At 66.4% G+C, this 22,926-nt stretch carries 24 protein-coding genes and 1 rRNA gene; 22 read left to right on the forward strand and 3 right to left on the reverse strand.

Features of this window, described 5'->3' with window-relative positions:
* Positions 1-3: 3 nt before the first annotated feature.
* The 4 genes from thrB to N536_RS0124835 all read left to right on the forward strand — a co-directional run bounded on the left by thrB (position 4) and on the right by N536_RS0124835 (position 4,701).
* Positions 4-948 carry a homoserine kinase gene (gene thrB, locus N536_RS0124820; protein ID WP_029116090.1) on the forward strand — a complete coding sequence of 315 codons (945 nt, stop codon included), beginning with the start codon at positions 4-6 and terminating at the stop codon, positions 946-948.
* 267 nt (positions 949-1,215) lie between these two features.
* On the forward strand, positions 1,216-3,330 hold the full coding sequence (gene rho, locus N536_RS0124825) for a transcription termination factor Rho (protein WP_029116091.1): 2,115 nt from the start codon (positions 1,216-1,218) through the stop codon (positions 3,328-3,330).
* Between the two features lie 97 nt (positions 3,331-3,427).
* Entirely contained in the window at positions 3,428-4,144 is a 717-nt protein-coding gene (locus N536_RS0124830) for a glyoxalase (protein ID WP_036437564.1), read from the forward strand.
* Positions 4,144-4,701, forward strand: a complete 558-nt coding sequence (locus N536_RS0124835; RefSeq protein ID WP_029116093.1) for a PadR family transcriptional regulator — start codon at positions 4,144-4,146, stop codon at positions 4,699-4,701. The genes N536_RS0124830 and N536_RS0124835 overlap by 1 nt, the downstream gene beginning before the upstream one ends.
* Here N536_RS0124835 and N536_RS0124840 read toward each other — a convergent pair.
* On the reverse strand, positions 4,698-5,351 hold the full coding sequence (locus tag N536_RS0124840; RefSeq protein WP_051574742.1) for a TetR/AcrR family transcriptional regulator: 654 nt from the start codon (positions 5,349-5,351) through the stop codon (positions 4,698-4,700). The genes N536_RS0124835 and N536_RS0124840 overlap by 4 nt on opposite strands.
* Before the next feature lie 92 nt (positions 5,352-5,443).
* On the opposite strand from N536_RS0124840, the gene fadD1 reads away from it, so the two are divergent.
* The 5 genes from fadD1 to N536_RS0124865 all read left to right on the forward strand — a co-directional run bounded on the left by fadD1 (position 5,444) and on the right by N536_RS0124865 (position 10,119).
* Complete coding sequence (gene fadD1 / locus N536_RS0124845; protein WP_029116095.1) at positions 5,444-7,042, forward strand: fatty-acid--CoA ligase FadD1; 1,599 nt, start codon at positions 5,444-5,446, stop codon at positions 7,040-7,042.
* Between the two features lie 154 nt (positions 7,043-7,196).
* Entirely contained in the window at positions 7,197-7,433 is a 237-nt protein-coding gene (rpmE, locus tag N536_RS0124850; RefSeq protein WP_029116096.1) for a 50S ribosomal protein L31, read from the forward strand.
* Between the two features lie 75 nt (positions 7,434-7,508).
* Positions 7,509-8,582: a peptide chain release factor 1 gene (gene prfA / locus N536_RS0124855; RefSeq protein ID WP_029116097.1), complete on the forward strand. Its 1,074-nt coding sequence runs from the start codon at positions 7,509-7,511 to the stop codon at positions 8,580-8,582.
* Positions 8,579-9,460: a peptide chain release factor N(5)-glutamine methyltransferase gene (gene prmC, locus N536_RS0124860; RefSeq protein ID WP_029116098.1), complete on the forward strand. Its 882-nt coding sequence runs from the start codon at positions 8,579-8,581 to the stop codon at positions 9,458-9,460. Before prfA ends, prmC begins: the two co-directional genes overlap by 4 nt.
* A 5-nt stretch (positions 9,461-9,465) precedes the next feature.
* Positions 9,466-10,119 carry an L-threonylcarbamoyladenylate synthase gene (locus N536_RS0124865; protein ID WP_029116099.1) on the forward strand — a complete coding sequence of 218 codons (654 nt, stop codon included), beginning with the start codon at positions 9,466-9,468 and terminating at the stop codon, positions 10,117-10,119.
* Positions 10,120-10,123: 4 nt separating this feature from the next.
* Here N536_RS0124865 and N536_RS0124870 read toward each other — a convergent pair whose 3' ends face one another.
* On the reverse strand, positions 10,124-10,606 hold the full coding sequence (locus N536_RS0124870; RefSeq protein ID WP_029116100.1) for a hypothetical protein: 483 nt from the start codon (positions 10,604-10,606) through the stop codon (positions 10,124-10,126).
* A gap of 86 nt (positions 10,607-10,692) precedes the next feature.
* Between N536_RS0124870 and N536_RS0124875 the strand changes: the two genes are divergently transcribed.
* The 11 genes from N536_RS0124875 (at position 10,693) to N536_RS0124925 (ending at position 20,521) form a co-directional block, all read left to right on the forward strand.
* On the forward strand, positions 10,693-11,886 hold the full coding sequence (locus tag N536_RS0124875) for a glycosyltransferase family 4 protein (RefSeq protein ID WP_029116101.1): 1,194 nt from the start codon (positions 10,693-10,695) through the stop codon (positions 11,884-11,886).
* 267 nt (positions 11,887-12,153) lie between these two features.
* Positions 12,154-12,600 (forward strand): ATP synthase subunit I, encoded by a 447-nt coding sequence (locus N536_RS0124880; RefSeq protein ID WP_029116102.1) that lies wholly within the window; start codon positions 12,154-12,156, stop codon positions 12,598-12,600.
* Positions 12,601-12,610: 10 nt separating this feature from the next.
* Positions 12,611-13,378: a F0F1 ATP synthase subunit A gene (gene atpB, locus N536_RS0124885; protein ID WP_029116103.1), complete on the forward strand. Its 768-nt coding sequence runs from the start codon at positions 12,611-12,613 to the stop codon at positions 13,376-13,378.
* A gap of 70 nt (positions 13,379-13,448) precedes the next feature.
* Positions 13,449-13,706 carry a F0F1 ATP synthase subunit C gene (locus N536_RS0124890; RefSeq protein ID WP_036395845.1) on the forward strand — a complete coding sequence of 86 codons (258 nt, stop codon included), beginning with the start codon at positions 13,449-13,451 and terminating at the stop codon, positions 13,704-13,706.
* Positions 13,707-13,718: 12 nt separating this feature from the next.
* Positions 13,719-14,234, forward strand: a complete 516-nt coding sequence (locus N536_RS0124895; RefSeq protein ID WP_029116105.1) for a F0F1 ATP synthase subunit B — start codon at positions 13,719-13,721, stop codon at positions 14,232-14,234.
* Entirely contained in the window at positions 14,235-15,572 is a 1,338-nt protein-coding gene (locus N536_RS0124900) for a F0F1 ATP synthase subunit B/delta (protein ID WP_029116106.1), read from the forward strand.
* A gap of 51 nt (positions 15,573-15,623) precedes the next feature.
* A complete protein-coding gene (gene atpA / locus N536_RS0124905) occupies positions 15,624-17,270 on the forward strand; it encodes a F0F1 ATP synthase subunit alpha (RefSeq protein ID WP_029116107.1) in 1,647 nt (548 codons plus the stop codon).
* A gap of 12 nt (positions 17,271-17,282) precedes the next feature.
* Positions 17,283-18,212, forward strand: coding sequence for a F0F1 ATP synthase subunit gamma (locus tag N536_RS0124910; protein WP_029116108.1), 930 nt, complete (start codon positions 17,283-17,285; stop codon positions 18,210-18,212).
* A 23-nt stretch (positions 18,213-18,235) separates the two neighbouring features.
* On the forward strand, positions 18,236-19,663 hold the full coding sequence (gene atpD / locus N536_RS0124915) for a F0F1 ATP synthase subunit beta (protein ID WP_029116109.1): 1,428 nt from the start codon (positions 18,236-18,238) through the stop codon (positions 19,661-19,663).
* Between the two features lie 39 nt (positions 19,664-19,702).
* Complete coding sequence (locus N536_RS0124920; RefSeq protein WP_029116110.1) at positions 19,703-20,068, forward strand: F0F1 ATP synthase subunit epsilon; 366 nt, start codon at positions 19,703-19,705, stop codon at positions 20,066-20,068.
* A 6-nt stretch (positions 20,069-20,074) separates the two neighbouring features.
* Entirely contained in the window at positions 20,075-20,521 is a 447-nt protein-coding gene (locus N536_RS0124925) for a DUF2550 domain-containing protein (protein ID WP_029116111.1), read from the forward strand.
* 45 nt (positions 20,522-20,566) lie between these two features.
* Here the strand turns inward: N536_RS0124925 and N536_RS0124930 are convergent, their stop codons facing one another.
* The gene (locus N536_RS0124930) at positions 20,567-21,133 is read right to left on the reverse strand and encodes a cob(I)yrinic acid a,c-diamide adenosyltransferase (protein WP_029116112.1); all 567 of its coding nucleotides are present in this window, start codon (positions 21,131-21,133) and stop codon (positions 20,567-20,569) included.
* 71 nt (positions 21,134-21,204) lie between these two features.
* On the opposite strand from N536_RS0124930, the gene murA reads away from it, so the two are divergent.
* Both murA and N536_RS0124940 read left to right on the forward strand, forming a co-directional pair.
* Positions 21,205-22,464, forward strand: a complete 1,260-nt coding sequence (murA, locus tag N536_RS0124935; RefSeq protein ID WP_029116113.1) for a UDP-N-acetylglucosamine 1-carboxyvinyltransferase — start codon at positions 21,205-21,207, stop codon at positions 22,462-22,464.
* A 283-nt stretch (positions 22,465-22,747) separates the two neighbouring features.
* A 16S ribosomal RNA gene (locus N536_RS0124940) occupies positions 22,748-22,926 on the forward strand; the annotation flags it as partial.

The raw sequence follows: 22,926 nt of genomic DNA on the forward strand, positions 1-22,926 counted from the left end.
AGAGTGACGCGGATTCTGCCTGCCGGCCTGGCGGCCAACGCCGTGGTCGCGGCGTCGAGTGCGAACCTGGGGCCCGGCTTCGACAGCCTCGGCCTCGCGCTCAGCCTCTATGACGAGATCGACGTCGAGACAACCGGATCCGGACTCGTCGTCGAGGTCGAGGGGGAAGGCGCGGGCCAGGTTCCGTTGGACTCTTCGCACCTCGTCGTCCGAGCCATCCAAAGCGGATTGGCCGCGGCGGGGGTAAGCGCTGCCGGCCTGATCGTTCGCTGCCGCAACGACATTCCGCACTCCCGTGGCCTCGGATCGTCGGCTGCAGCGGTGGTCGGCGGCATAGCCGTCGCCAACGGGCTTGTCGCGCAATCCGATTCGACACCGCTGACAAACGACCAACTCATCCAGTTGTCGTCGGAGTTCGAGGGTCACCCGGACAACGCGTCCGCCGCGGTACTGGGCGGGGCGGTGGTGTCGTGGACCGATGGCGAGGGTCCCGCGGCCCGTTACGCGGCAGCGCCGCTGCGCCTGCACCCCGACATCCACCTGTTTCCCGCGATCCCGCAGGTCCGCTCGTCCACGGCCGAGACCCGGGTGTTGCTTCCCGAACAGGTGAGCCACGTCGACGCGCGGTTCAACCTCAGCCGCGCCGCCCTGCTGGTGGTGGCATTGACGGAACGGCCCGATCTGCTCATGGCGGCCACCGCGGACAGGCTGCACCAGGCGCAGCGGGCGGCGGCCATGCCCGCCTCCGCGGAATATCTCGCGCTTCTGCGGCGTTGTGGGGTACCAGCGGTGCTTTCTGGGGCTGGACCTGCGGTTATCGCGTTCAGCACGGAGTCGGAACTGCCGGCCGAAGCCCTGGAGTTCGGCACCGCGCATGGGTTCTCCGTCAGCGAGATGTCGGTCGGGCAGGGCGTCCGCTGGACGTCCGGTGTGCCGATTCGCAGTTGACACGCGTCACACGCGAATCAGGGGTGATTCTTGCTTCCCACACCGATGCGGGCTATTCTCGCTTTCGTCCAGCAATCGCAGCGGCTTTGCCCGCGCCGACACTAGGACGACCACCAATTCTTCTCGTGGATGACGGTTCGCCGTATCGCGGCGAAACCCGGCGATCACCGTTGCATTGGCGACGGCTTGACCTCCGCACTCAGCTGTTTGGCTGAGCGCGACGAACCCTCGCTTGAGGCGAATCAGCGGGGGAAAGAAAGGAAATCCGTGACTGATACGGACCTCTTCACGGCTGGCGGCAGCGACATCGAGTTGCCGGACTCCGTGAATTCAGACAGCGCTGCGAAGGTTGCCTCCAAGGAGCCCGCTGCGCCGGCTGCTGTCGAGACCGCGCCTACCGCCGACGTCGCCTCGGGCGATCGTGGCGATCGCAGCGCCTCGCTTACCGGGATGGTGCTGCCCGATCTACGGGCGCTCGCCAACCAGCTGAGCATCAAGGGCTCCTCCGGCATGCGCAAGAGCGAGCTGATCGCGGCCATCCGCGAGCACCGCGGCGAGACCAGCGGTAGCGCCACGCAGGCCGCGCCGGCCCCGGCCGTCGAAGCTCCGCCTGCCGAGAACGGCGCCGCGGCGCCTGCCGAACAGCCGACCCGGCCGCGCCGCGAACGCCGCGGTGCCTCGCGCCAGGCCGCGCCGCCCGCCGAGGCCGACGGCACCGCCGAGACCAAGGCCGAAGCCAAGGCTGACGCCAAGACCGAGACCGCCAAGACCGAAACCAAGGTCGACGAGGCCCCCAAGGTCGACGAGGCCCCCGAGGTCAAGACCGAAGCCAAGGCCGAGACCGAGACGAAACCGCCCCGGTCCGACGACAAGGCTGACGAGAAGCGCCAGAACTCCCGCCAGGACAATCGCTCCAACGACGGCGGCAACCGGTCGAACGACGGTGGCAACCGCTCGAACGACGGTGGCAACCAGGGCGGTGGCAACCGCTCCAATGACGGTGGCAACCAGGGCGGTGGCAATCGCTCCAACGACGGTGGCAACCAGGGTGGCGGCAACCGGTCGAACGACGGCGGCAACCGCAACAACAACGACGACGATGACGACGACGGCCGCCAGGGTCGCCGGGGCCGTCGATTCCGTGACCGCAGGCGGCGCGGTGAGCGTGGCGGCGAGACCGGCGGTGGCGACCGCGACACCGAACTGCGCGAAGACGACGTCGTCCAGCCCGTCGCAGGCATCCTCGACGTGCTCGACAACTACGCGTTCGTCCGTACCTCGGGCTACCTCGCCGGACCGAACGACGTCTACGTGTCGATGAACATGGTCCGCAAGAACGGCCTGCGCCGCGGCGACGCCGTGACCGGTGCGGTCCGGATCTCCCGCGAGGGCGAAGGCACCGGCGGTGGCGGCAATCAGAACCCGCGCCAGAAGTTCAACCCGCTGGTCCGCCTCGACACCATCAACGGCGGATCGATCGAGGACGCCAAGAAGCGCCCCGAATTCGGCAAGCTCACCCCGCTGTACCCGAACCAGCGGCTGCGCCTCGAGACCACTCCGGACCGGCTGACGCCCCGCGTGATCGACCTGATCATGCCGATCGGCAAGGGACAGCGCGCACTGATCGTGTCGCCGCCCAAGGCCGGCAAGACCATGATTCTGCAGGCGATCGCCAACGCGATCACCACGAACAACCCGGAATGCCACCTGATGGTGGTCCTGGTCGACGAGCGACCCGAAGAAGTGACCGACATGCAGCGGTCGGTGAAGGGTGAGGTCATCGCCTCCACCTTCGACCGCCCGCCGTCAGATCACACCGCGGTCGCGGAGCTGGCGATCGAACGGGCCAAGCGGCTCGTCGAGCAGGGCAGCGACGTCGTCGTCCTGCTGGACTCGATCACCCGCCTTGGTCGCGCGTACAACAACGCGTCGCCCGCGTCCGGCCGCATCCTGTCCGGTGGTGTCGACTCGACCGCGCTGTACCCGCCGAAGCGCTTCCTCGGCGCGGCGCGCAACATCGAGGACGGCGGCTCGCTGACGATCATCGCCACGGCCATGGTCGAAACGGGGTCCACCGGCGACACGGTCATCTTCGAGGAGTTCAAGGGCACCGGCAACGCCGAGCTCAAGCTCGATCGCAAGATCGCCGAGCGCCGCGTGTTCCCGGCCGTCGACGTCAACCCGTCAGGCACCCGTAAGGACGAGCTGTTGCTCGGCCCGGATGAGTTCTCGGTCGTGCACAAGCTGCGTCGTGTCCTGTCGGGGCTGGATTCGCATCAGGCCATCGACCTGCTGATGAGCCAGCTGCGCAAGACCAAGACGAACTATGAGTTCCTGGTCCAGGTCTCCAAGACCACGCCGGGAAACATGGATTCCGACTAAAACCCGAACGACGACGGAAGCCCCGCACACGCACGTGTGCGGGGCTTCCGCCGTTTTTTGACCCACGCACTAGTCAACCCTGAGTAGTGTGGAGCGCGTGACGACCGCAACCACCGTTCCCTTGCTTCCCTGCCTGACCGTTGACGCCAGCATCGCGTTCTACGAGGCCCTCGGATTCGACGTGGCCCGCACACAGACCCGCCCCTACCTCTACATGGCCTTCCGGCTGGGCGGCATCGAGCTGCACTTCAAGGACGCCGCGCCGCAGCTAGACCCATCCGACGAACTCTCCGGCGGCTGCCTGGTGATGGTCGACGCCGTCGACGGGTACCACCGGGACTTCACCAGCGGTCTGCGCCGCCGGTACGGACGGGTGCCCGCACAGGGCCTGCCTCGGCTGACTCGGTTGCGGCCCGGCCAGACGCGGTTCTGCCTGTACGACCCATCGGGAAACTGCGTCATCTTCATCAACCGCGACGAACCCGACATCGAATACGGCGGCTCCCGTTCGATGTCCGGACTGGCCAAGGCACTGGACAACGTCCGGATCCTGCGCGACTTCAAGAACGACGACGCGCTCGCCGCCCGAGCCCTCGACGTCGCACTGCGCCGCCATGGCGACGCCGCGTCGCGCGTCGACCTGGCCAGGGCGATCGCCAACCGAATCGAGTTGGCGATCGCGCTCGGCGACGCAGCCAGTGCCGCCGCCAGCCGCGGCCAACTGACGGCGATGGCGTTGAGCGACACCGAACGCGCCCAGATCGACGACGATCTGCGCGCGATCGACGAGATCGAGCGCTGGCTGTCGCACTGATGTCGACGGTCCGCCTGTTGGTCCTCGGCGTGGTGCGCACTCGCGGCGAGGCTCACGGTTACGCGGTGCACCAGGAGCTGATGTCGTGGCGGGTCGACACGTGGACCGCGGTCAAGCCGCCGTCGATCTACCACGCCGTCAAACAGCTCGAACGCGAAGGCCTGCTGACGGGGTCGGGATGGCAGGGCAGTCCGCGAGGACCGGCGCGGGTGGCCTACCGCGTCACGCCGGCAGGCGACCAGGAGTTCATCCGGCTGCTCGAGGAGGGGCTACGCAGCCCCGACATCGAGGAATTCGGCGCGGGCATCGCCTTCATGACCTGCCTGCCACGTGAGCGCGTCCTGCAGCTACTGGGGGAGCAGCTGGCCCTCACCAAGTCGGTCGACGTGCAGCTGGACGAGATGAAACCGAACTGGCCGGATCCGACGGCTCCGCCGCATGCGCAACACCTCCTGGATCTGTGGCGGGGCACCTTCGCGGCCCACGCGAGCTGGGCGACCGCGATGCTCGCCCGGATCTCGGCCGGTGAGTTCCGCTTCGCCGACGACGGAGACTAGACCGCGGGGTCGGCGCGCAAGCCGGGCATCACGTAGCGCCGAACATGGGCCAGCACCGCCTCGTGATCGTCGGCGTCGAGCTGTTGCCCGGGCACCGTCGCCAGCGAAATGACCGCCCGGGCAACCCATTCCGAAGCCTCGGCGATCGCCACGTCGGGATGGATCTGCCCCGAGTCGCGTGCGGCCACCAGGTAGCGCGACCAGAAATCGGCCAGGTCGGGCACCAGGCCTTGCACACCTGCGCCCGCGCATGCCGCGAACTCGTCGGGCTCCTCGAGACGCAGCTTCATCAGCAACGCGCCAGGATCGTCGTAGGCCGTGCGGCCGTGGCGGATGCCCGCGGCGATCTGCTCGTCCAAGCTCTCGACCTGTTCGAGCAGCGCGTGCGCCTCCGACCAGTACGCATTGTTGAGACGCACGATGGCCGCGCCGAGTAGCGACGTCTTGTCCGGGAAGTGCCGGTAGAGCCAGCCCCTGGACACCCCGGCGACCTCGGCCACTTCGGATACGGTGGTCGCGCGAATTCCCTTGGCGCCCAAGCACTCCTCGGCAGCATCGATGAGCCGGTCGCGGACCGTCTTGGCGGCGGTGGTGCCGGTCAACGGCGACTCCTGATCATTTCGCAGCGAGAGGGGGCGGGAAACGTTCATTCTGCCCAAGTGCCAGACGCTACCGTGCGGCGGGCCGAAGGTGGTAGACACTTTCCGATATCTGTTCACTCAACCGATCGAGGTGGCCAACGATGGCGGACACGCTCCAGCACCTGCTGCGCCAGCGGGCCGAACAGGACGGGCCGGCGGTCAAGTACGGCGACCGAACCTGGACGTGGCGTGAACACCTGGCAGCGGCCGCCGCGCAGGCCGCCACCCTGATCGAGGACGCCGACGCGCAGCGGCCGCTGCACGTCGGAACCCTGATGGGCAACAACCCCGACATGCTGACCGCGCTGGCCGCCGCCGGCCTCGGTGGGTACGTCCTGTGCGGCATCAACACCACCCGCCGCGGCGAGGCCCTGGCCCGCGACATCACCCGGGTGGACTGCCAGATCGTGCTCACCGACGCGGAGCACCGCCACCTGCTCGACGACGTCGAGTTGCCCGGGGTCAAAGTCATCGACGTCTCGACCGAGACGTGGGCCGACCGCGTGGCGTCCGCGCCCGCACTCGTCCCGCATCGCGAGGTGACGGCCGACGACACGTTCATGATGATCTTCACGTCCGGCACCAGCGGCGAACCCAAGGCGGTCGAGGTACCGCACGCCATGGTGCTGTTCGCCGGGAGCGCGCTGGTCGAACGGTACGGATTGACCGACTCGGACGTCTGTTACCTCGCGATGCCGCTGTTCCACTCCAACGCCGTCTACGCGGGCTGGAGCGTCGCGCTCGGCGCCGGTGCCGCGATGGCGCCCGCGGCGTTCTCGTCGTCGCGGTTCCTGGACGACGTCCGGCGCTACGGCGCGACGTACATGAACTACGTCGGCAAGCCGCTGGCCTACATCCTGGCCACGCCGGAACGGCCCGACGACGCCGACAATCCGCTGCGCATCGCGTTCGGCAACGAAGCCGCCGACCGGGACATCGAGGAGTTCGGCCGCCGGTTCGGCTGCACGGTGTGGGACGGCTTCGGTTCCACGGAGGTCGCGGTGATCATCACGCGGCCCGACGACTGTCCGACCGGGTCGATCGGGCAGGACTTTCCCGGCGTCGCGATCTATGACCCCGAGACCGTCCAGGAATGCGAGGTCGCGCGGTTCGACGAGGCCGGTGCCCTGGTCAACGCCGACGCGGCGACGGGTGAACTGGTCAACACATCGGGGAGCGGCCTGTTCCGGGGCTACTACAACGATCCCGGCGCCACTGATCAGCGCATGCGCCACGGCATGTACTGGTCCGGTGACCTGGCCTATCGCGACGCCGACGGGTGGATCTATCTCGCCGGCCGTACCGCCGATTGGATGCGCGTCGACGGCGAGAACCTCACCACCGCACCGATCGAACGCATCCTGCTGCGCCTGTCGGCGATCAGCCGGGTCGCGGTGTACCCGGTGCCCGACGAGTACGTCGGCGACCAGGTGATGGCCGCGATCGTCCTGCGCGACGGCGCTCAGCTGACCCCCGCCGAGTTCGAACAGTTCCTCGCCGCGCAGCGCGACCTCTCGCCGAAGGCCTGGCCACGCTACGTGTGGATCGCCGCCGACCTACCCACGACCGCGACCAACAAGATCCTGAAACGCGAGTTGATCGGCCTGGGCACCGACCCCGGGGGCAGGGTGATGTGGAAACGGGATGGGCGCGCGTTCCACCCGTTCGGCGAGCGCGCGATCAGCCGAACGGATCGGTGACCTCCCAGGAATAGCCGCCGGTCCGCACGCGTTTAGGAGGTTGGCGGTTGACCTGGCATAATGGGCCGCCGAACCCTCGGTTCCGGTTCACGCTCGAAAGCCATCAGGTTAGGGCTCGGGCGACCCGGCGACCAACTATTGAAGAGGACCAGAAATGAGATCGGGTATTCACCCCGCCTACGTCGAGACCACCGTGGTCTGCGGCTGCGGCAACACCTTCCAGACTCGTAGCACCAAGGAGAGCGGCCACATCGTGGTCGAGGTCTGCTCCCAGTGCCACCCCTTCTACACCGGTAAGCAGAAGATCCTCGACAGCGGCGGCCGCGTGGCCCGCTTCGAGAAGCGCTACGGCAAGCGCGCCACCGGCGAGAAGGCCAGCGCCGACAAGTAGTGACGTCACCGGCGCCCGTTCTGTCGCATCCGTGCCAGGCCGGGCGCCGGTTCGCGTTCGGGGAAGGAGGTCCGCGTGGCTGATACAGGGCCCGCAATCGAAGCGCTGTTGGCCGAGCACGCCGACCTCGAGCGTCAGCTCTCCGACCCCAACCTGCACGCGGACGCGGGGGCGGCCCGCAGAGTGGGCCGCCGCTTCGCGCAGATCGCACCAATCGTGTCGACCTTCCGCAAGCTCGAGGCCGCCCGCGGTGATCTCGAGGCCGCGCGGGAATTGGGCGCCGACGACGCGTCGTTTGCCGCGGAAGTGCCTGCGCTCGAGGCCAGCGTCGAGGAACTGAGCACCCGGCTCGCCGACCTGCTCGCACCGCGCGACCCGCACGACGCCGACGACGTCGTTCTTGAGGTGAAGTCCGGCGAAGGTGGCGAGGAGTCGGCGCTGTTCGCCGCCGACCTCGCCCGCATGTACATCCGGTACGCCGAACGGCATGGCTGGACGGTCACCGTGCTCGACGAAACGTGGTCGGACCTCGGTGGCTACAAGGACGCCACCATCACCATCGCCAGCAAGGGCGATTCCGCGGACGGCGTGTGGTCGCGGCTGAAGTTCGAGGGCGGCGTGCACCGCGTGCAGCGCGTGCCGGTCACCGAATCCCAAGGCCGGGTGCACACCTCGGCCGCCGGCGTGCTCGTCTACCCCGAACCCGAAGACGTCGAAGCCGTCCAGATCGACGAATCCGATCTGCGCATCGACGTGTACCGGTCCTCGGGCAAGGGTGGTCAGGGCGTCAACACCACCGACTCGGCCGTGCGCATCACCCACCTGCCCACCGGCATCGTGGTCACCTGCCAGAACGAGCGGTCCCAGCTGCAGAACAAGGCCCGCGCCATGGTGGTGCTGGCGGCGCGGCTGCAGGCACTGGCCGAGGAGCAGGCGCAGGCCGACGCGTCCGCCGACCGGGCCAGCCAGATCCGCACCGTCGACCGCAGCGAGCGGATCCGTACCTACAACTTCCCCGAGAACCGCATCGCCGATCACCGCATCGGCTTCAAGTCGCACAACCTCGACCAGGTTCTCGACGGCGACCTCGACCCGCTCTTCGACGCGTTGGCCGCCGCCGACAAAGAGGCGAGGCTGCAGCAAGCATGACGCGGCTGCGGCAGGCCATCGACGAGGCGGTCGACGCCCTGGCCGCGGCGGGCATCGACACGCCCCGCGTCGACGCCGAGCAGCTTGCCGCGCACACCGCCGGTGTCGACCGCGGACGCCTCAGATTTCACGAGCCCGACGAGCCGTTCTTCGGCCGCTACCGCGACCTGATCGACGCCCGCGCCCGCCGGATTCCCTTGCAACACCTGACGTCGACGGCGGCATTCGGTCCGGTGACGGTGGCCGTCGGACCCGGGGTGTTCATCCCGCGGCCCGAAACCGAGTCGATGCTGGAATGGGCGCTGGCGCAACTACTTTCAGGTCCGGCGGGCAGGAGCGAAGTGACCGGGGAATTACACAGCCCGGTCATCGTCGACCTGTGCACCGGTTCCGGCGCCCTCGCCGTCGCGCTGGCGCACGCCCGCCCCGACGCCCGGATCATCGCGGTCGACGACTCCGCCGAAGCGCTGGCCTACGCGCGCCGCAACACCGCAGGAACGTCGGTGGAACTCATCGCGGCCGACGTCACCGCATCGGGTCTGTTGGCCGACCACGACGCAACCGTCGACCTGATCGTCGCCAACCCGCCATACATCCCGGACGGCGCTCAGCTGCAACCCGAAGTGGCCCAACATGATCCGGAGCACGCGCTGTTCGGCGGCCCGGACGGGATGCGGGTGATCGGGCCGATCGTCGACCTCGCCGCCCGCCTGCTGCGGCCTGGTGGCCGCATCGCCGTCGAGCACGACGACACCACCGCCGACGCAACGACGGCGCTGTTCGAGGGGGCGGGTGGGTTCACCGACGTGGTGTCCCGCCGCGACCTGGCTGGGCGACCGAGGTTCGTCACGGCCACCGCGACGCCAGTGAGAAGCTAGGGCCTATGACTGAGACGTTCGACTGCTCCGACCCCGCCCAGCGGACGGCGGGCATCGCGTCGGCGATCAGCGCCCTGAAGAGTGGTCGCTTGGTCGTCCTGCCCACCGACACCGTCTACGGTATCGGCGCTGACGCGTTCGACAGTTCGGCCGTGTCCGCACTGCTCGCGGCGAAGGGCCGCGGCCGCGACATGCCGGTCCCAGTGCTCGTCGGGTCGTGGCACACCATCGACGGCCTGGTGTACTCGGTGCCCGACGCCGCCAGGGAACTGATTCAAGCGTTCTGGCCCGGCGCTCTGAGCCTCGTCGTGCGGCAGGCGCCGTCGCTGCAGTGGGATCTCGGTGACGCGCACGGCACCGTGATGCTGCGGATGCCGCTGCACCCCATCGCGATCGAACTCCTGCGCGAGGTCGGGCCCATGGCGGTGTCGAGTGCGAACATCTCCGGCAGGCCCGCTGCCGTCACCGCCGCCGACGCCCGCGAGCAGCTCGCCGACCTCGTCGAGGTGTACCTCGAGAGCGGCCCGTCGGCGAAACAGGCGGCCTCCACGATCGTCGACCTCACCGGCGCGCAACCGCAGGTGCTCCGGCAGGGGCCCATCAGTGCGGAGGCCATCGCCGACGTGCTCGGCGTCGAAGCCGAGTCGCTCACGGCCTGACCGCTTAGGTTCGTGCGCGCACGCCGAGGCTGTGAAAGACGTACTCGGGCGAGACGTCAAATGACAGTGCGCGTTTCGGTAGCGCCGCTAGTACGTCGGCAGACAGATCCGTCTTGAACGTCTCCGACACCTCGCCATGAAACCTGGCGTCTACTCGCCTCAGGTCGATCGTCAACACCACACCCGACTCATCGATCACAACCTTGGCCGGACCGTGCTGAGCGGCGTCCCACGCCTGGTCGACCACGGGCTGCGTCAATCGGCGCATGGTCGGGATCGACGCATACAGCCGCTGACGCGTGCACACGAAGAACCCGGTGTTCCAGCTCATGCCAACTGCGTCGTGGCGACCGGGAACCGAACCACTGAAACGTTGGCGCACGCGGACGTTCTCGGCGACCACGATGATCGCTTCCCGTTCCAACTCTTCCCGCAAGGCGGCGGGTAGGTCGCCGACTTTGGGCAGCCTGCCGAAGAACCACCGCATGGACGAACCGTAAGTCACCATCCGGCGTGTTGCTCGGCGCATTGACGACTTCGTGGGTCTCAGACTGTTCGACTACGGTTCACCGGGTGGTGAGCGAAGCGATTGTCGCGACGGGAACGCTTGCCCTCTCGGATCGCGGCGCGGGCGTCCCGCTGCGCGAGCTTGCCCTCGTCGGCCTCACCGCCGCAATCGTCACCTACTTCGCCACCGGCTGGGTCCGTGCGCTCGCCACCCGGTTGGGTGCGGTGGCCTATCCGCGCGACCGGGACGTCCACGTGCAGCCGACGCCCAGGATGGGCGGGCTCGCCATGTACACCGGCGTCGTGGCTGCGGTCCTGCTGGCATCCCAACTGCCCGCCCTGACGCGGGGCTTCGTGTACTCGTCGGGAATGCCCGCCGTCGTGGTCGCAGGCGGCCTCATCATGGCCATCGGGCTGATCGACGACCGCTGGGGCTTGGACTCGCTGACGAAGTTCGCCGGCCAGATCACCGCTGCCAGCGTGCTGGTCACCATGGGAGTGGCGTGGAGCGTGCTCTACATCCCGATCGGCGGCGTCGGCACCATCGTGCTCGACCAGGTGACGTCGATCCTGCTGACCCTGGCGTTGACCGTGTCGATCGTCAACGCGATGAACTTCATCGACGGCCTGGACGGTCTGGCCGCCGGACTCGGTCTCATCACCGCGGCGGCGATCTGCATCTTCTCGATCGGCCTGCTGCGCGACCACGGCGGCGACGTGCTCTTCTACCCGCCCGCCGTCATCTCCGTGGTGCTCGCCGGGGCATGCCTCGGATTTCTGCCGCACAACTTCCACCGCGCCCGCATCTTCATGGGTGACTCCGGCTCCATGCTGATCGGCCTGATGCTCGCCGCGGCGTCGACGACGGCGGCAGGCCCGATTTCGCAAACCGCCTACGGCGCGCGCGACGTGTTCGCTCTGCTCTCACCGTTCCTGTTGGTGGTGGCGGTGATGTTCGTGCCCGCCCTCGACACATTGCTGGCGATCGTGCGGCGGACCCGCGCGGGCCGCAGTCCGTTCAGCCCGGACAAGATGCATCTGCACCACCGACTGCTCCAGATCGGTCACTCGCACCGGCGCGTCGTGCTGCTGATCTATCTATGGGTCGGCATCGTTGCGCTCGGCGCTGCGAGCACGATCTTCTTCGATCCGCGCTATACCGGCGCGGTCATGTTGGGTGCCATCTTCGTGGCGATCGTCATCACGCTCATCCCAGTGCTTCGACGGGGCAAAGAGCTTCCCAGCGACCTGTCAGACTAGTAAGTACGACAAATAGTAGTAGGCCTTGTTTTAGGGCTGCCTATATGTGGTACCTTGCTGGTAGAACCCGAAAAACCTCGCGGGTTGCCGGCCCCCGGGCCCATCGGTTCACCGACCGATTGGCGCCGAACTACGACCGACAAAGGGAGCTACCCCTTGGGTGAATCCAGCGCGCCTGACAGCCTTCGATACGCTCGTCGGGCACGCACCGGAACATCGCTCGTCAAAGGGGACGGCTTCCGTGAAAGCGGAGATTGAGGTGAAGCAGTGACGACGCCAGCGCAGGATGCGCCGTTGGTGTTCCCGTCCGTGGCATTTCGGCCCGTCCGCCTGTTTGCCATCTGCGTCGCCCTGACCGGCGTTGCCATACTGGCCGCCGGCTACGCCGGCCACATCTTCTTCGGTGTCTTCTTCGGCGTCGGCCTGATCCTGGGTTTGCTCAACGCTCTCTTGGTCCGCCGCGCCGTCGAGGCCATCACGGCCCAGGACCATCCGCTCAAGAAGAAGATGGCCGTCAACTCGGCGACGCGGTTGCTCGTCATCACCGTCATCGCCATGACCATCGCGTTCCTCTTCAAGGCACACGGCGGCATCGCGGTGCTCTTCGGTCTTGCGATCTTCCAGGCACTGCTCGTGCTCAGCACCAGCCTGCCCGTGATGAAGAAGATCCGCACCGAAGGACTGAAAGTCATCGACACGGAATCGAAGGATTGAGCTGACACCAATGACTGAGTCCGTTCTCGCCGAGGGGGCAATCCACGTCGGGCACCACGAAGAGGTGCACTGGCTCGGCCTGACCTTCAACCTCGACACGATCATCGGGACGAGCATCGCGGCAGTCGTCGTCATCGCGTTGGCTTTCTTCCTGCGCGCCAAGGTGACCTCCACCGGTGTGCCCGGGGGAGTGCAGCTGTTCTTCGAGGCCATCACCATCCAGATGCGCCAGCAGATCGAGGCCGCCATCGGCATGAAGGTCGCGCCGTTCGTGTTGCCGCTGGCCGTCACGATCTTCGTGTTCGTCCTGGTCTCCAACTGGCTGTCGGTGCTGCCGGTGCAGTTCGCCGGTTCCGACGGGGTGGCCACCGAGCTGGTGAAGCCGCCTGCCTCGGACATCAACTACGTGCTGGCGCTCGCGCTGTTCGTCTTCATCTGCTACCACGCCGCGGGCGTCTGGCGTCGCGGCGCCTGGGGCCACGCCAAGAAGACGGTCAAGGGACACGTGGCGTTCATGGCGCCGATCAACATCGTCGAGGAGATCGCCAAGCCGATCTCGTTGTCCCTGCGACTCTTCGGCAACATGTTCGCCGGCGGCATTCTGGTCGGACTCATCGCGCTGTTCCCCTGGTACGTCCAGTGGGCGCCGAACGCCATCTGGAAGACCTTCGATCTGTTCGTCGGCCTGATTCAGGCGTTCATCTTCGCCCTGCTGACCATCCTGTACTTCAGCCAGTCGATGGAACTGGACCACGAAGACGAGAAAGCCGACCACTAGTAGACCTGCACGACCCGTTTGACCAGCAGTCCTGGTGGCGCCGCCACCAGCTACCAAGGAGGAAATAGGAATGGATGCAAACGCCCTCATCACGGCGGGCGCGCTGATCGGTGGCGGTCTGATCATGGGTGGCGGTGCGATCGGCGCCGGTATCGGTGACGGTATCGCCGGTAACGCCCTGATCTCGGGCATCGCTCGGCAGCCCGAGGCTCAGGGCCGGTTGTTCACCCCGTTCTTCATCACGGTCGGTCTGGTGGAGGCCGCGTACTTCATCAACCTGGCCTTCATGGCGTTGTTCGTCTTCGCCACGCCGGCCTACTCGGGCTAGTACACCGACAGCATGGGTGAATTGAGCGCAACGATCCTGGCGGCCAGCCAGGCAGCGGAAGAAGGCGGCGGGGGGCAGAGCAACTTCCTGGTTCCCAACGCCACCTTCTTCGTCGTGCTGGCCATCTTCATCATCGTGCTGGCCGTAATCACGAAGTGGGTTGTCCCACCGGTAAGCAAGGTGCTGGCCGAGCGGGAGGCCATGCTGGCCAAGACGGCTGCGGACAGCCGGAAGTCGGCCGAGCAGGTCGCCGCCGCACAAGCCGATTACGACAAGGCGATGGCAGGCGCGCGAAGCGAGGCATCGTCGATCCGCGACGAGGCCCGCACCGCGGGCCGTCAGGTGATCGACGAGAAGCGGGCCGAGGCCAGCGGGGAAGTCGCCGACACCCTGCAGCAGGCGGACGATGAACTGTCCCAACAGGGTTCGTCCGTGCAATCCGATCTGCAGTCGTCGGTGGACGGGTTGTCCGCCACGCTGGCCAGCCGGATCCTCGGCGTCGACGTGAACAACGGACGGAACCAGTAGATGTCGACCTTCATCGGACAGCTCATCGGCTTCGCCGTCATCGCCTTCATCTTGTGGCGATACGTCGTGCCGCCGGTGCGCACCCTGATGCAGAAGCAACAGGACGCGGTTCGTACCGCGCTCGCCGAAAGCGCGGAAGCGGCAAAGAAACTCGCCGAAGCCGACGCCGAGCACGCCAAGGCGCTGGAGAAGGCCAAGGCCGAGTCCGCCAAGGTCACCGACGAGGCCAAGCACGACTCGGAGCGGATCGCCGCGCAGCTCGCCGAGCAGGCTGGCGTCGATGCGGAGCGGATCAAGGCCCAAGGTGCACAGCAGATTCAGTTGATGCGCCAACAGCTCATCCGTCAGCTGCGCCAGGGTCTCGGAGACGAGGCCGTGCAGAAGGCCGCCGAGCTGGTGCGTGGCCATGTGGCCGACCCTGCTGCGCAAGCCGCCACGGTCGACCGCTTCCTCGACGAGCTCGAGCAGATGGCTCCGTCAGAAGCGGTCATCGAAACCAGTGCCACCGCACGCCTTCGCGCAGCCAGCCGGGAATCCCTCGCAGCTTTAGTAGCCGAGTTCGACCGGTCCGCAGACGGTTTGGACGCCGACGCGTTGATCAAGCTTGCCGACGAGCTCGGCTCTGTCGTCAGCCTGCTCATCGCGGAGCCTTCACTGAACAAGCACCTCGCGGAGCCCGCCGACGATCCGGCGCCCAAGGTTCGTCTCGTCGAGGCCCTGCTGTCCGGGAAGGTCGCCCAGCAGACGCTCGACATCCTGAAGAACGCCGTATCGCAACGGTGGTCAACGGAGGCGAACCTGATCGATGCGGTCGAGCACATCGGACGTGTGGCGCTGTTGAAGCGTGCCGAGAACGCGGGAGAGACCGACGACGTCGAGGAACGGCTCTTCCAGTTCGGTCGCCTGCTCGACGCCGAGCCGCGCCTGACGGCATTGCTGAGCGACTACACGGCGCCCGTCGAGGGCCGAATCGCCTTGTTGGACAAGATCCTCGACCGCGACCAGAGCTCGAATGACACTGCCGCGGCCTTGCTGCGTCAGACGGTCAGTCAGCTGCGGGGCGAGCGCGCCGACGAGGCGGTCATCGATCTCGCCGAACTTGCGGTGGCACGTAGGGGCGAGGTCGTGGCGCACGTCAGCGCCCCCGCCGAGCTGTCAGATGTCCAGCGCACCCGACTCACCGAGGTGCTCACCCGGATCTACGGGCACCCGGTGTCCGTCCAGCTCGACGTTGATCCCGATGTCCTTGGCGGTCTTTCGATTGCCGTCGGCGACGAGGTGATCGACGGCTCCATCGCATCCCGCCTGTCCGCAGCAGAGACTCAGCTGCCGGACTAACACCACGACTCATCACCCGGCTATACAACAAAGGTAGGAAGACGAAGAATCATGGCAGAGTTGACAATCTCGGCTGCTGACATCGAAGGTGCGATCGAGGACTACGTATCGTCGTTTTCCGCTGCCACTGAACGCGAAGAGGTGGGCACCGTCATCGATGCCGGTGACGGCATCGCCCACGTCGAGGGGCTGCCCTCCGTGATGACCCAGGAGCTCCTCGAGTTCCCCGGTGGCGTCCTCGGTGTCGCGCTGAACCTCGACGAGCACAGCATCGGCGCCGTCATCCTCGGCGAGTTCGAGAAGATCGAACAGGGCCAGCAGGTCAAGCGCACCGGCGAGGTGCTCTCGGTTCCGGTCGGCGACGCCTTCCTCGGACGTGTGGTGAATCCGTTGGGTCAGCCGATCGACGGCCAGGGTGACATCGAGTCCGACAAGCGACGCGCCTTGGAGCTTCAGGCGCCGTCGGTCGTTGAGCGCCAAGGTGTTTCCGAGCCGCTGCAGACCGGTATCAAGGCCATCGACGCGATGACCCCGATCGGCCGCGGCCAGCGCCAGCTGATCATCGGCGACCGCAAGACCGGCAAGACCGCGGTCTGCGTCGACACCATCCTCAACCAGCGTGAGGCGTGGGCCACCGGCGATCCCAAGCAGCAGGTGCGCTGCGTGTACGTCGCGATCGGCCAGAAGGGCACCACGATCGCCAGCGTCAAGCGCGCGCTCGAGGACGGCGGCGCGATGGAGTACACCACCATCGTCGCGGCGCCCGCGTCCGACCCTGCCGGGTTCAAGTGGCTTGCCCCCTACACGGGCTCGGCCATCGGCCAGGAGTGGATGTACGACGGCAAGCACGTCCTGATCGTGTTCGACGACCTCTCCAAGCAGGCCGATGCCTACCGCGCGATCTCGCTGCTGCTGCGCCGCCCGCCGGGCCGCGAGGCGTTCCCCGGTGACGTCTTCTACCTGCACTCCCGTCTGCTGGAGCGCTGCGCGAAGCTGTCCGACGAGCTGGGTGGTGGTTCGATGACCGGGCTGCCGATCATCGAGACCAAGGCCAACGACATCTCGGCGTTCATCCCGACCAACGTCATCTCGATCACCGACGGTCAGTGCTTCCTGGAGTCCGACCTGTTCAACCAGGGTGTGCGGCCGGCCATCAACGTCGGTGTGTCGGTGTCCCGTGTCGGTGGCGCCGCGCAGATCAAGGCGATGAAAGAGGTTGCAGGCTCGCTGCGACTCGACCTTTCGCAGTACCGCGAGCTGGAAGCCTTCGCGGCCTTTGCCTCCGACCTGGACCCGACGTCGAAGGCTCAGCTGGAGCGCGGTGTGCGTCTGGTGGAGCTGCTGAAGCAGCCCCAGTACAGCCCGTTGGCGGTGGAGGAGCAGGTCGTCGCGATCTTCCTCGGCACCAAGGGCCACCTCGATTCGGTTCCGTCGGAAGACGTTCAGCGTTTCGAGGCCGAGTTCCTGGAGCACATCAAGGCCAGCCACGAAGACGTCTACAAGGACATCCGCGAGACCAAGAAGCTTCCCGAGGAAGCCGAGCAGAAGCTGACCGACTTGGTCAACGAATTCAAGAAGGGTTTCTCCGCGACTGACGGCAGCTCCGTAGTGGTCAACGAGGCCGAGGCCGAGGCGATGGACGAAGAGGACGTCGAGAAGGAATCGGTCAAGGTCCGCAAGCCCGCACCGAAGAAGTAGGTAGGCGACCACATGGCAGCCACACTGCGCGAATTGCGCGGCCGCATCCGTTCCGCCGGGTCGATCAAGAAGATCACCAAGGCCCAGGAACTGATCGCGACCTCGCGAATCGCCAAGGCGCAGGCCCGAGTCCAAGCGGCTCGGCCCTACTCCGAAGAGATCACCAACATGCTCACCGAGCTTGCGAGTGCCAGCGCGCTGGACCATCCGCTGCTCGTCGAGCGTGAGACGCCTCGGCGTGCCGCCGTGCTGGTGGTGTCGTCGGACCGTGGTCTCTGCGGCGCCTACAACGCCAACGTGCTGCGGCAATCCGAGGAACTCTTCGCGCTCCTGCGGGACGAGGGCAAGGAGCCGGTGATCTACGCCGTCGGGCGAAAGGCGTTGGGTTACTACAGCTTCCGTCAGCGCGAAGTGAAGGAGTCGTGGACCGGCTTCTCCGAGCGTCCGACGTACGAGCAAGCCCGCGAGATTGCGGACACCCTCGTCGCGGCGTTCATGTCGGGCGCCGACGACGAAGGTGATGACGCCGGCGACGACGGCATCCTGGGCGTCGACGAAATCCACATCGTGTTCACCGAATTCCGGTCGATGCTCTCGCAGTCGGCGGTGGCCCGACGGGCTGCCCCGATGGTGGTGGAGTACGTGGGCGACGAGGAACCCGAAGAGGGCCCGCGGACGCTCTTCTCGTTCGAGCCGAGCGCGGAGACCCTGTTCGACGCACTGCTTCCGCGCTACATCGCCACCCGCGTCTACTCGGCGCTTCTCGAGGCCGCGGCGTCGGAGTCCGCGTCGCGTCGCCGTGCCATGAAGTCGGCCACCGACAATGCCGATGACCTGATCAAGGCGCTGACGCTGGAAGCCAACCGCGAACGCCAGGCGCAGATCACCCAAGAAATCAGCGAGATCGTCGGCGGCGCAAACGCCCTCGCCGACGCCAAATAGGCCCCGTAGGAAGCGAAGAGGAAATGACTGCAACCGCAGAGAAGACCGCAGGCCGGGTCGTCCGCATCACGGGCCCCGTCGTCGACATCGAGTTCCCGCGCGGGTCCGTGCCGGAGCTGTTCAACGCCCTGCACGCCGACATCACCTACAAGGAGATGGCGAAGACCCTGACCCTCGAGGTTGCGCAGCACCTCGGTGACAACCTGGTGCGCACCATCTCGATGCAGCCCACCGATGGACTGGTCCGCGGCGTCGAGGTGACCGATACCGGGAAGTCGATCTCGGTCCCGGTCGGTGACGGCGTCAAGGGCCACGTGTTCAACGCCCTCGGAGACTGCTTGGACGAGCCCGGCTACGGCAAGGACTTCGACCACTGGTCGATCCACCGCAAGCCGCCGCCATTCTCCGAGCTCGAGCCGAAGACCGAGATGCTGGAGACCGGTCTCAAGGTCGTCGACTTGCTCACGCCGTACGTGCGCGGCGGCAAGATCGCCCTGTTCGGTGGTGCAGGCGTCGGCAAGACGGTTCTCATCCAGGAGATGATCAACCGCATCGCCCGGAACTTCGGTGGCACTTCGGTGTTCGCCGGCGTTGGGGAGCGCACCCGCGAGGGCAACGACCTGTGGGTCGAGCTCGCGGACGCCAACGTCCTCAAGGACACCGCGTTGGTGTTCGGCCAGATGGACGAGCCGCCAGGCACCCGTATGCGCGTCGCCCTGTCAGCGCTGACCATGGCGGAGTACTTCCGCGATGAGCAGAACCAGGACGTTCTGTTGTTCATCGACAACATCTTCCGGTTCACGCAGGCCGGTTCCGAGGTCTCGACGCTGCTCGGCCGCATGCCGTCGGCGGTGGGTTACCAGCCCACCCTGGCCGATGAGATGGGCGAGCTGCAGGAGCGCATCACCTCGACCCGTGGTCACTCCATCACCTCGATGCAGGCCGTCTACGTGCCCGCCGATGACTACACCGACCCGGCCCCCGCGACGACGTTCGCCCACCTCGATGCCACCACGGAGCTTTCGCGTGCGGTGTTCTCGAAGGGCATCTTCCCTGCGGTGGACCCGCTGGCCTCCAGCTCGACCATCCTGGACCCGTCCGTGGTTGGCGACGAGCACTACCGCGTAGCCCAGGAAGTCATCCGAGTCCTGCAGCGCTACAAGGACCTTCAGGACATCATCGCCATCCTCGGTGTCGACGAGTTGTCCGAGGAGGACAAGCAGCTGGTGAACCGGGCGCGACGCATCGAACGCTTCCTGAGCCAGAACATGATGGCCGCCGAGCAGTTCACCGGCCAGCCGGGTTCGACGGTGCCGCTGAAGGAGACCATCGAGGCCTTCGACAAGCTGACCAAGGGTGACTTCGACCACCTGCCCGAGCAGGCGTTCTTCCTCATCGGTGGCCTGGAGGATCTGGCCAAGAAGGCCGAGAGCTTCGGCGCCAAGTTGTGATGAGCGCAGTGCTGGTGTCGAGTCGAAAGGCGGTGTGGCATGGCTGAACTCCACGTCGAGATCGTTGCCGTCGAGCGCGAGTTGTGGTCGGGTGACGCGACGTTCGTGTTCACCCGCACCACCGCTGGCGAGATCGGCATCCTGCCTCGACACATTCCCTTGGTGGCGCAGCTCGTCGACGACGCGATGGTGCGCGTCGAGCGAGAAGGTGAAGAGGACCTTCGCATCGCCGTCGACGGAGGCTTTCTATCCGTAACCGATGAAGCCGTCCGGATTTTGGTCGAGAACGCCGAACTGGAGTCGGAGATCAACGCCGATCAAGCCAAGCAGGACTCCGAGTCGGACGACGAGCGGACCGCAGCGTGGGGCCGGGCGCGCTTGCGCGCTCTAGGCCAGATCGACTGACAGCCGATGAGCGCGTCCATGGTGATCATGGTCGCGCTGGTCGGCGTGCTCCTACTCGTCGTCGTCGCGCTGTGCTACCGGCTGTGGAAGCTGCGTCAAGTGGGCGGCACGGCCGCGATCCTGCGTGACGTTCCCGCCGTCGGCGGCCACGGCTGGCGCCATGGTGTCGTGCGTTATCGCGGTGGGGAAGCGGGTTTCTACCGGTTGTCCAGCCTGCGCTGGTGGCCCGACCGTCGGCTCTCACGCCGGGGTCTTGAAGTCGTGTCGAGGCGTGCCCCGCGTGGCGATGAATTCGACATCATGACCGACGAGATCGTGGTGCTGGAATTGCGTGACACCAGCCCCGAGCGTCGGCGCGGCTACGAGATCGCCCTGGACCGCGGTGCTTTGACGGCGTTCACCTCATGGGTCGAGTCGCGGCCGTCGCCGCGGGCGCGCCGGCGTTCCTACTAGCCTTCGCGCAGGCGCTCATCCCGATCACAGTCTTCGCGCAAGCGCTCATCCGCCCGGTTTCCAGAGCACGTCCCCCTCGGGATTAGCTGCGCGCGACAGAATGAAGAGCAGGTCTGACAGGCGATTCAGATACTTCGCCGGCAGCACGCTGACCGAATCACCGTGCTGCTCAATGGCCCGCCATGCGGAGCGCTCCGCGCGGCGTGCCACCGTGCGCGCGACGTGCAGTAGCGCCGACAACGGCGTACCGCCCGGCAGCACGAACGAATTGAGCGCTGGCAGTGGCTCATTGAACTCGTCGCACCACGATTCCAACCGGTCGACGTATTCCTGGCGGATCCGCAGCGGTGGATGCTCGGGCTTTTCGACCACCGGCGTCGACAGGTCTGCTCCCGCGTCGAACAGATCGTTCTGAATCTGGCGCAGCACCTTGAGAATGCGCTCATCTGGCTGTCCCAATGCCACCGCGACGCCGATGGCGGCGTTGGCCTCGTCACAATCCGCGTACGCCTCGAGCCGTGCGTCGTTCTTCGACACCCTGCTGAAGTCGCTGAGTCCGGTGGTCCCATCGTCGCCGGTGCGGGTATAGATGCGGGTCAAGTGGACTGCCATGGCTGAAACCGTACTCGGGACACCCCGTCGCGAGACTGACACCAACCGCTGTGCTGTTTACACTTGCCCGCGTGAGCGAGCGATTCGTGGTGACCGGCGGTACCCGGTTATCAGGCGAAGTTGCCGTCGGGGGAGCCAAGAACAGTGTGTTGAAGCTGATGGCCGCGACGCTCCTAGCCGAAGGCACCAGCACCATTACCAACTGTCCCGACATCCTGGACGTCCCGCTGATGGCCGAGGTGCTCCGAGGGCTCGGGGCCACGGTCGAACTCGATGGAGCGACGGTCCGGATCACGTCCCCGGACGAACCCAAGTACGACGCCGACTTCGCCGCGGTCCGACAGTTCCGCGCGTCGGTGTGCGTCCTTGGCCCACTGGTGGGGCGCTGCAAGAAGGCCAAGGTCGCGTTGCCGGGTGGCGATGCGATCGGCTCGCGGCCACTGGACATGCACCAGGCCGGCCTGCGGCAGCTCGGCGCCCGGTGCAACATCGAGCACGGCTGCGTGGTCGCTGAGGCGGACCACCTGCGCGGCGCGGAGATTCAGCTCGAGTTCCCGTCGGTAGGCGCGACGGAGAACATCCTGATGGCCGCCGTGCTGGCCGAAGGCGTGACGATCATTCACAACGCGGCGCGCGAGCCCGACGTCGTCGACCTGTGCGAGATGCTCGTCCAGATGGGCGCCCAAATCGAGGGGGCCGGGGCGTCCACGATGACGATCACCGGCGTCGACCGCCTGCACCCCACCGAGCATCGGGTGATTGGCGACCGCATCGTCGCCGCCACCTGGGGTATCGCGGCGGCGATGACAAGGGGCGACATCTCGGTGACCGGTGTCGACCCGCAACACCTGCAGCTCGTCCTGCACAAGCTGCACGACGCCGGCGCCACCGTCACGCAGCACGACAACGGATTCCGCATCGTCCAGTACGACCGGCCGAAGGCCGTCAACGTCGCGACCCTGCCGTTTCCCGGCTTTCCTACCGACCTGCAGCCGATGGCCATCGGCCTGGCCTGCATCGCCGACGGCACGTCGATGATCACCGAGAACGTCTTCGAGGCACGGTTCCGCTTCGTCGAGGAGATGATCCGGCTAGGCGCCGACGCGCGGACGGACGGACACCACGCTGTGATTCGCGGCATGCCTCAACTGTCGAGTGCGCCGGTCTGGGCATCCGACATCCGTGCAGGTGCGGGGCTGGTTTTGGCTGGTCTGGTGGCCGACGGCGACACCGAGGTTCACGACGTTTTCCACATCGATCGCGGCTATCCGTTGTTCGTGGAGAACCTGGTGGCTTTGGGAGCGGAGATCGAGAGGGTAAGCTCTCCGTAGTACCCACGGCCCCGGCCGAAAAGCCGGAGGACGGGGTTTTGACCGCCCCCGCTGGATGTAGTACAGTAGTGGGGTTGCCTGCTCACCGGGAAAGTTCCGGTGAAAACGGGTGTGTTGTTTGAGAACTCAATAGTGTGTTTGGTGGTTTTTGTTTGTTGTTTTTTGCCATGCTTCAGCGTCCCGTGTTGGGGTGTGGTGTTGTTTTATAGATTGCCAGTTTTGACTGGTTGTTAGGTCAGATTTTTCTGATTCGAATTCACCTGTGCTTGTCATGGGTTGTTTTTGTTTGGAGAGTTTGATTCTGGCTCAGGACGAACGCTGGCGGCGTGCTTAACACATGCAAGTCGAACGGTAAGGCCCTTCGGGGTACACGAGTGGCGAACGGGTGAGTAACACGTGGGTGATCTGCCCTGCACTTTGGGATAAGCCTGGGAAACTGGGTCTAATACCGAATACACCTCT

Origin of the sequence: Mycobacterium sp. URHB0044 (assembly GCF_000620625.1) — a bacterium.
Classification (GTDB): Bacteria; Actinomycetota; Actinomycetes; order Mycobacteriales; family Mycobacteriaceae; genus Mycobacterium.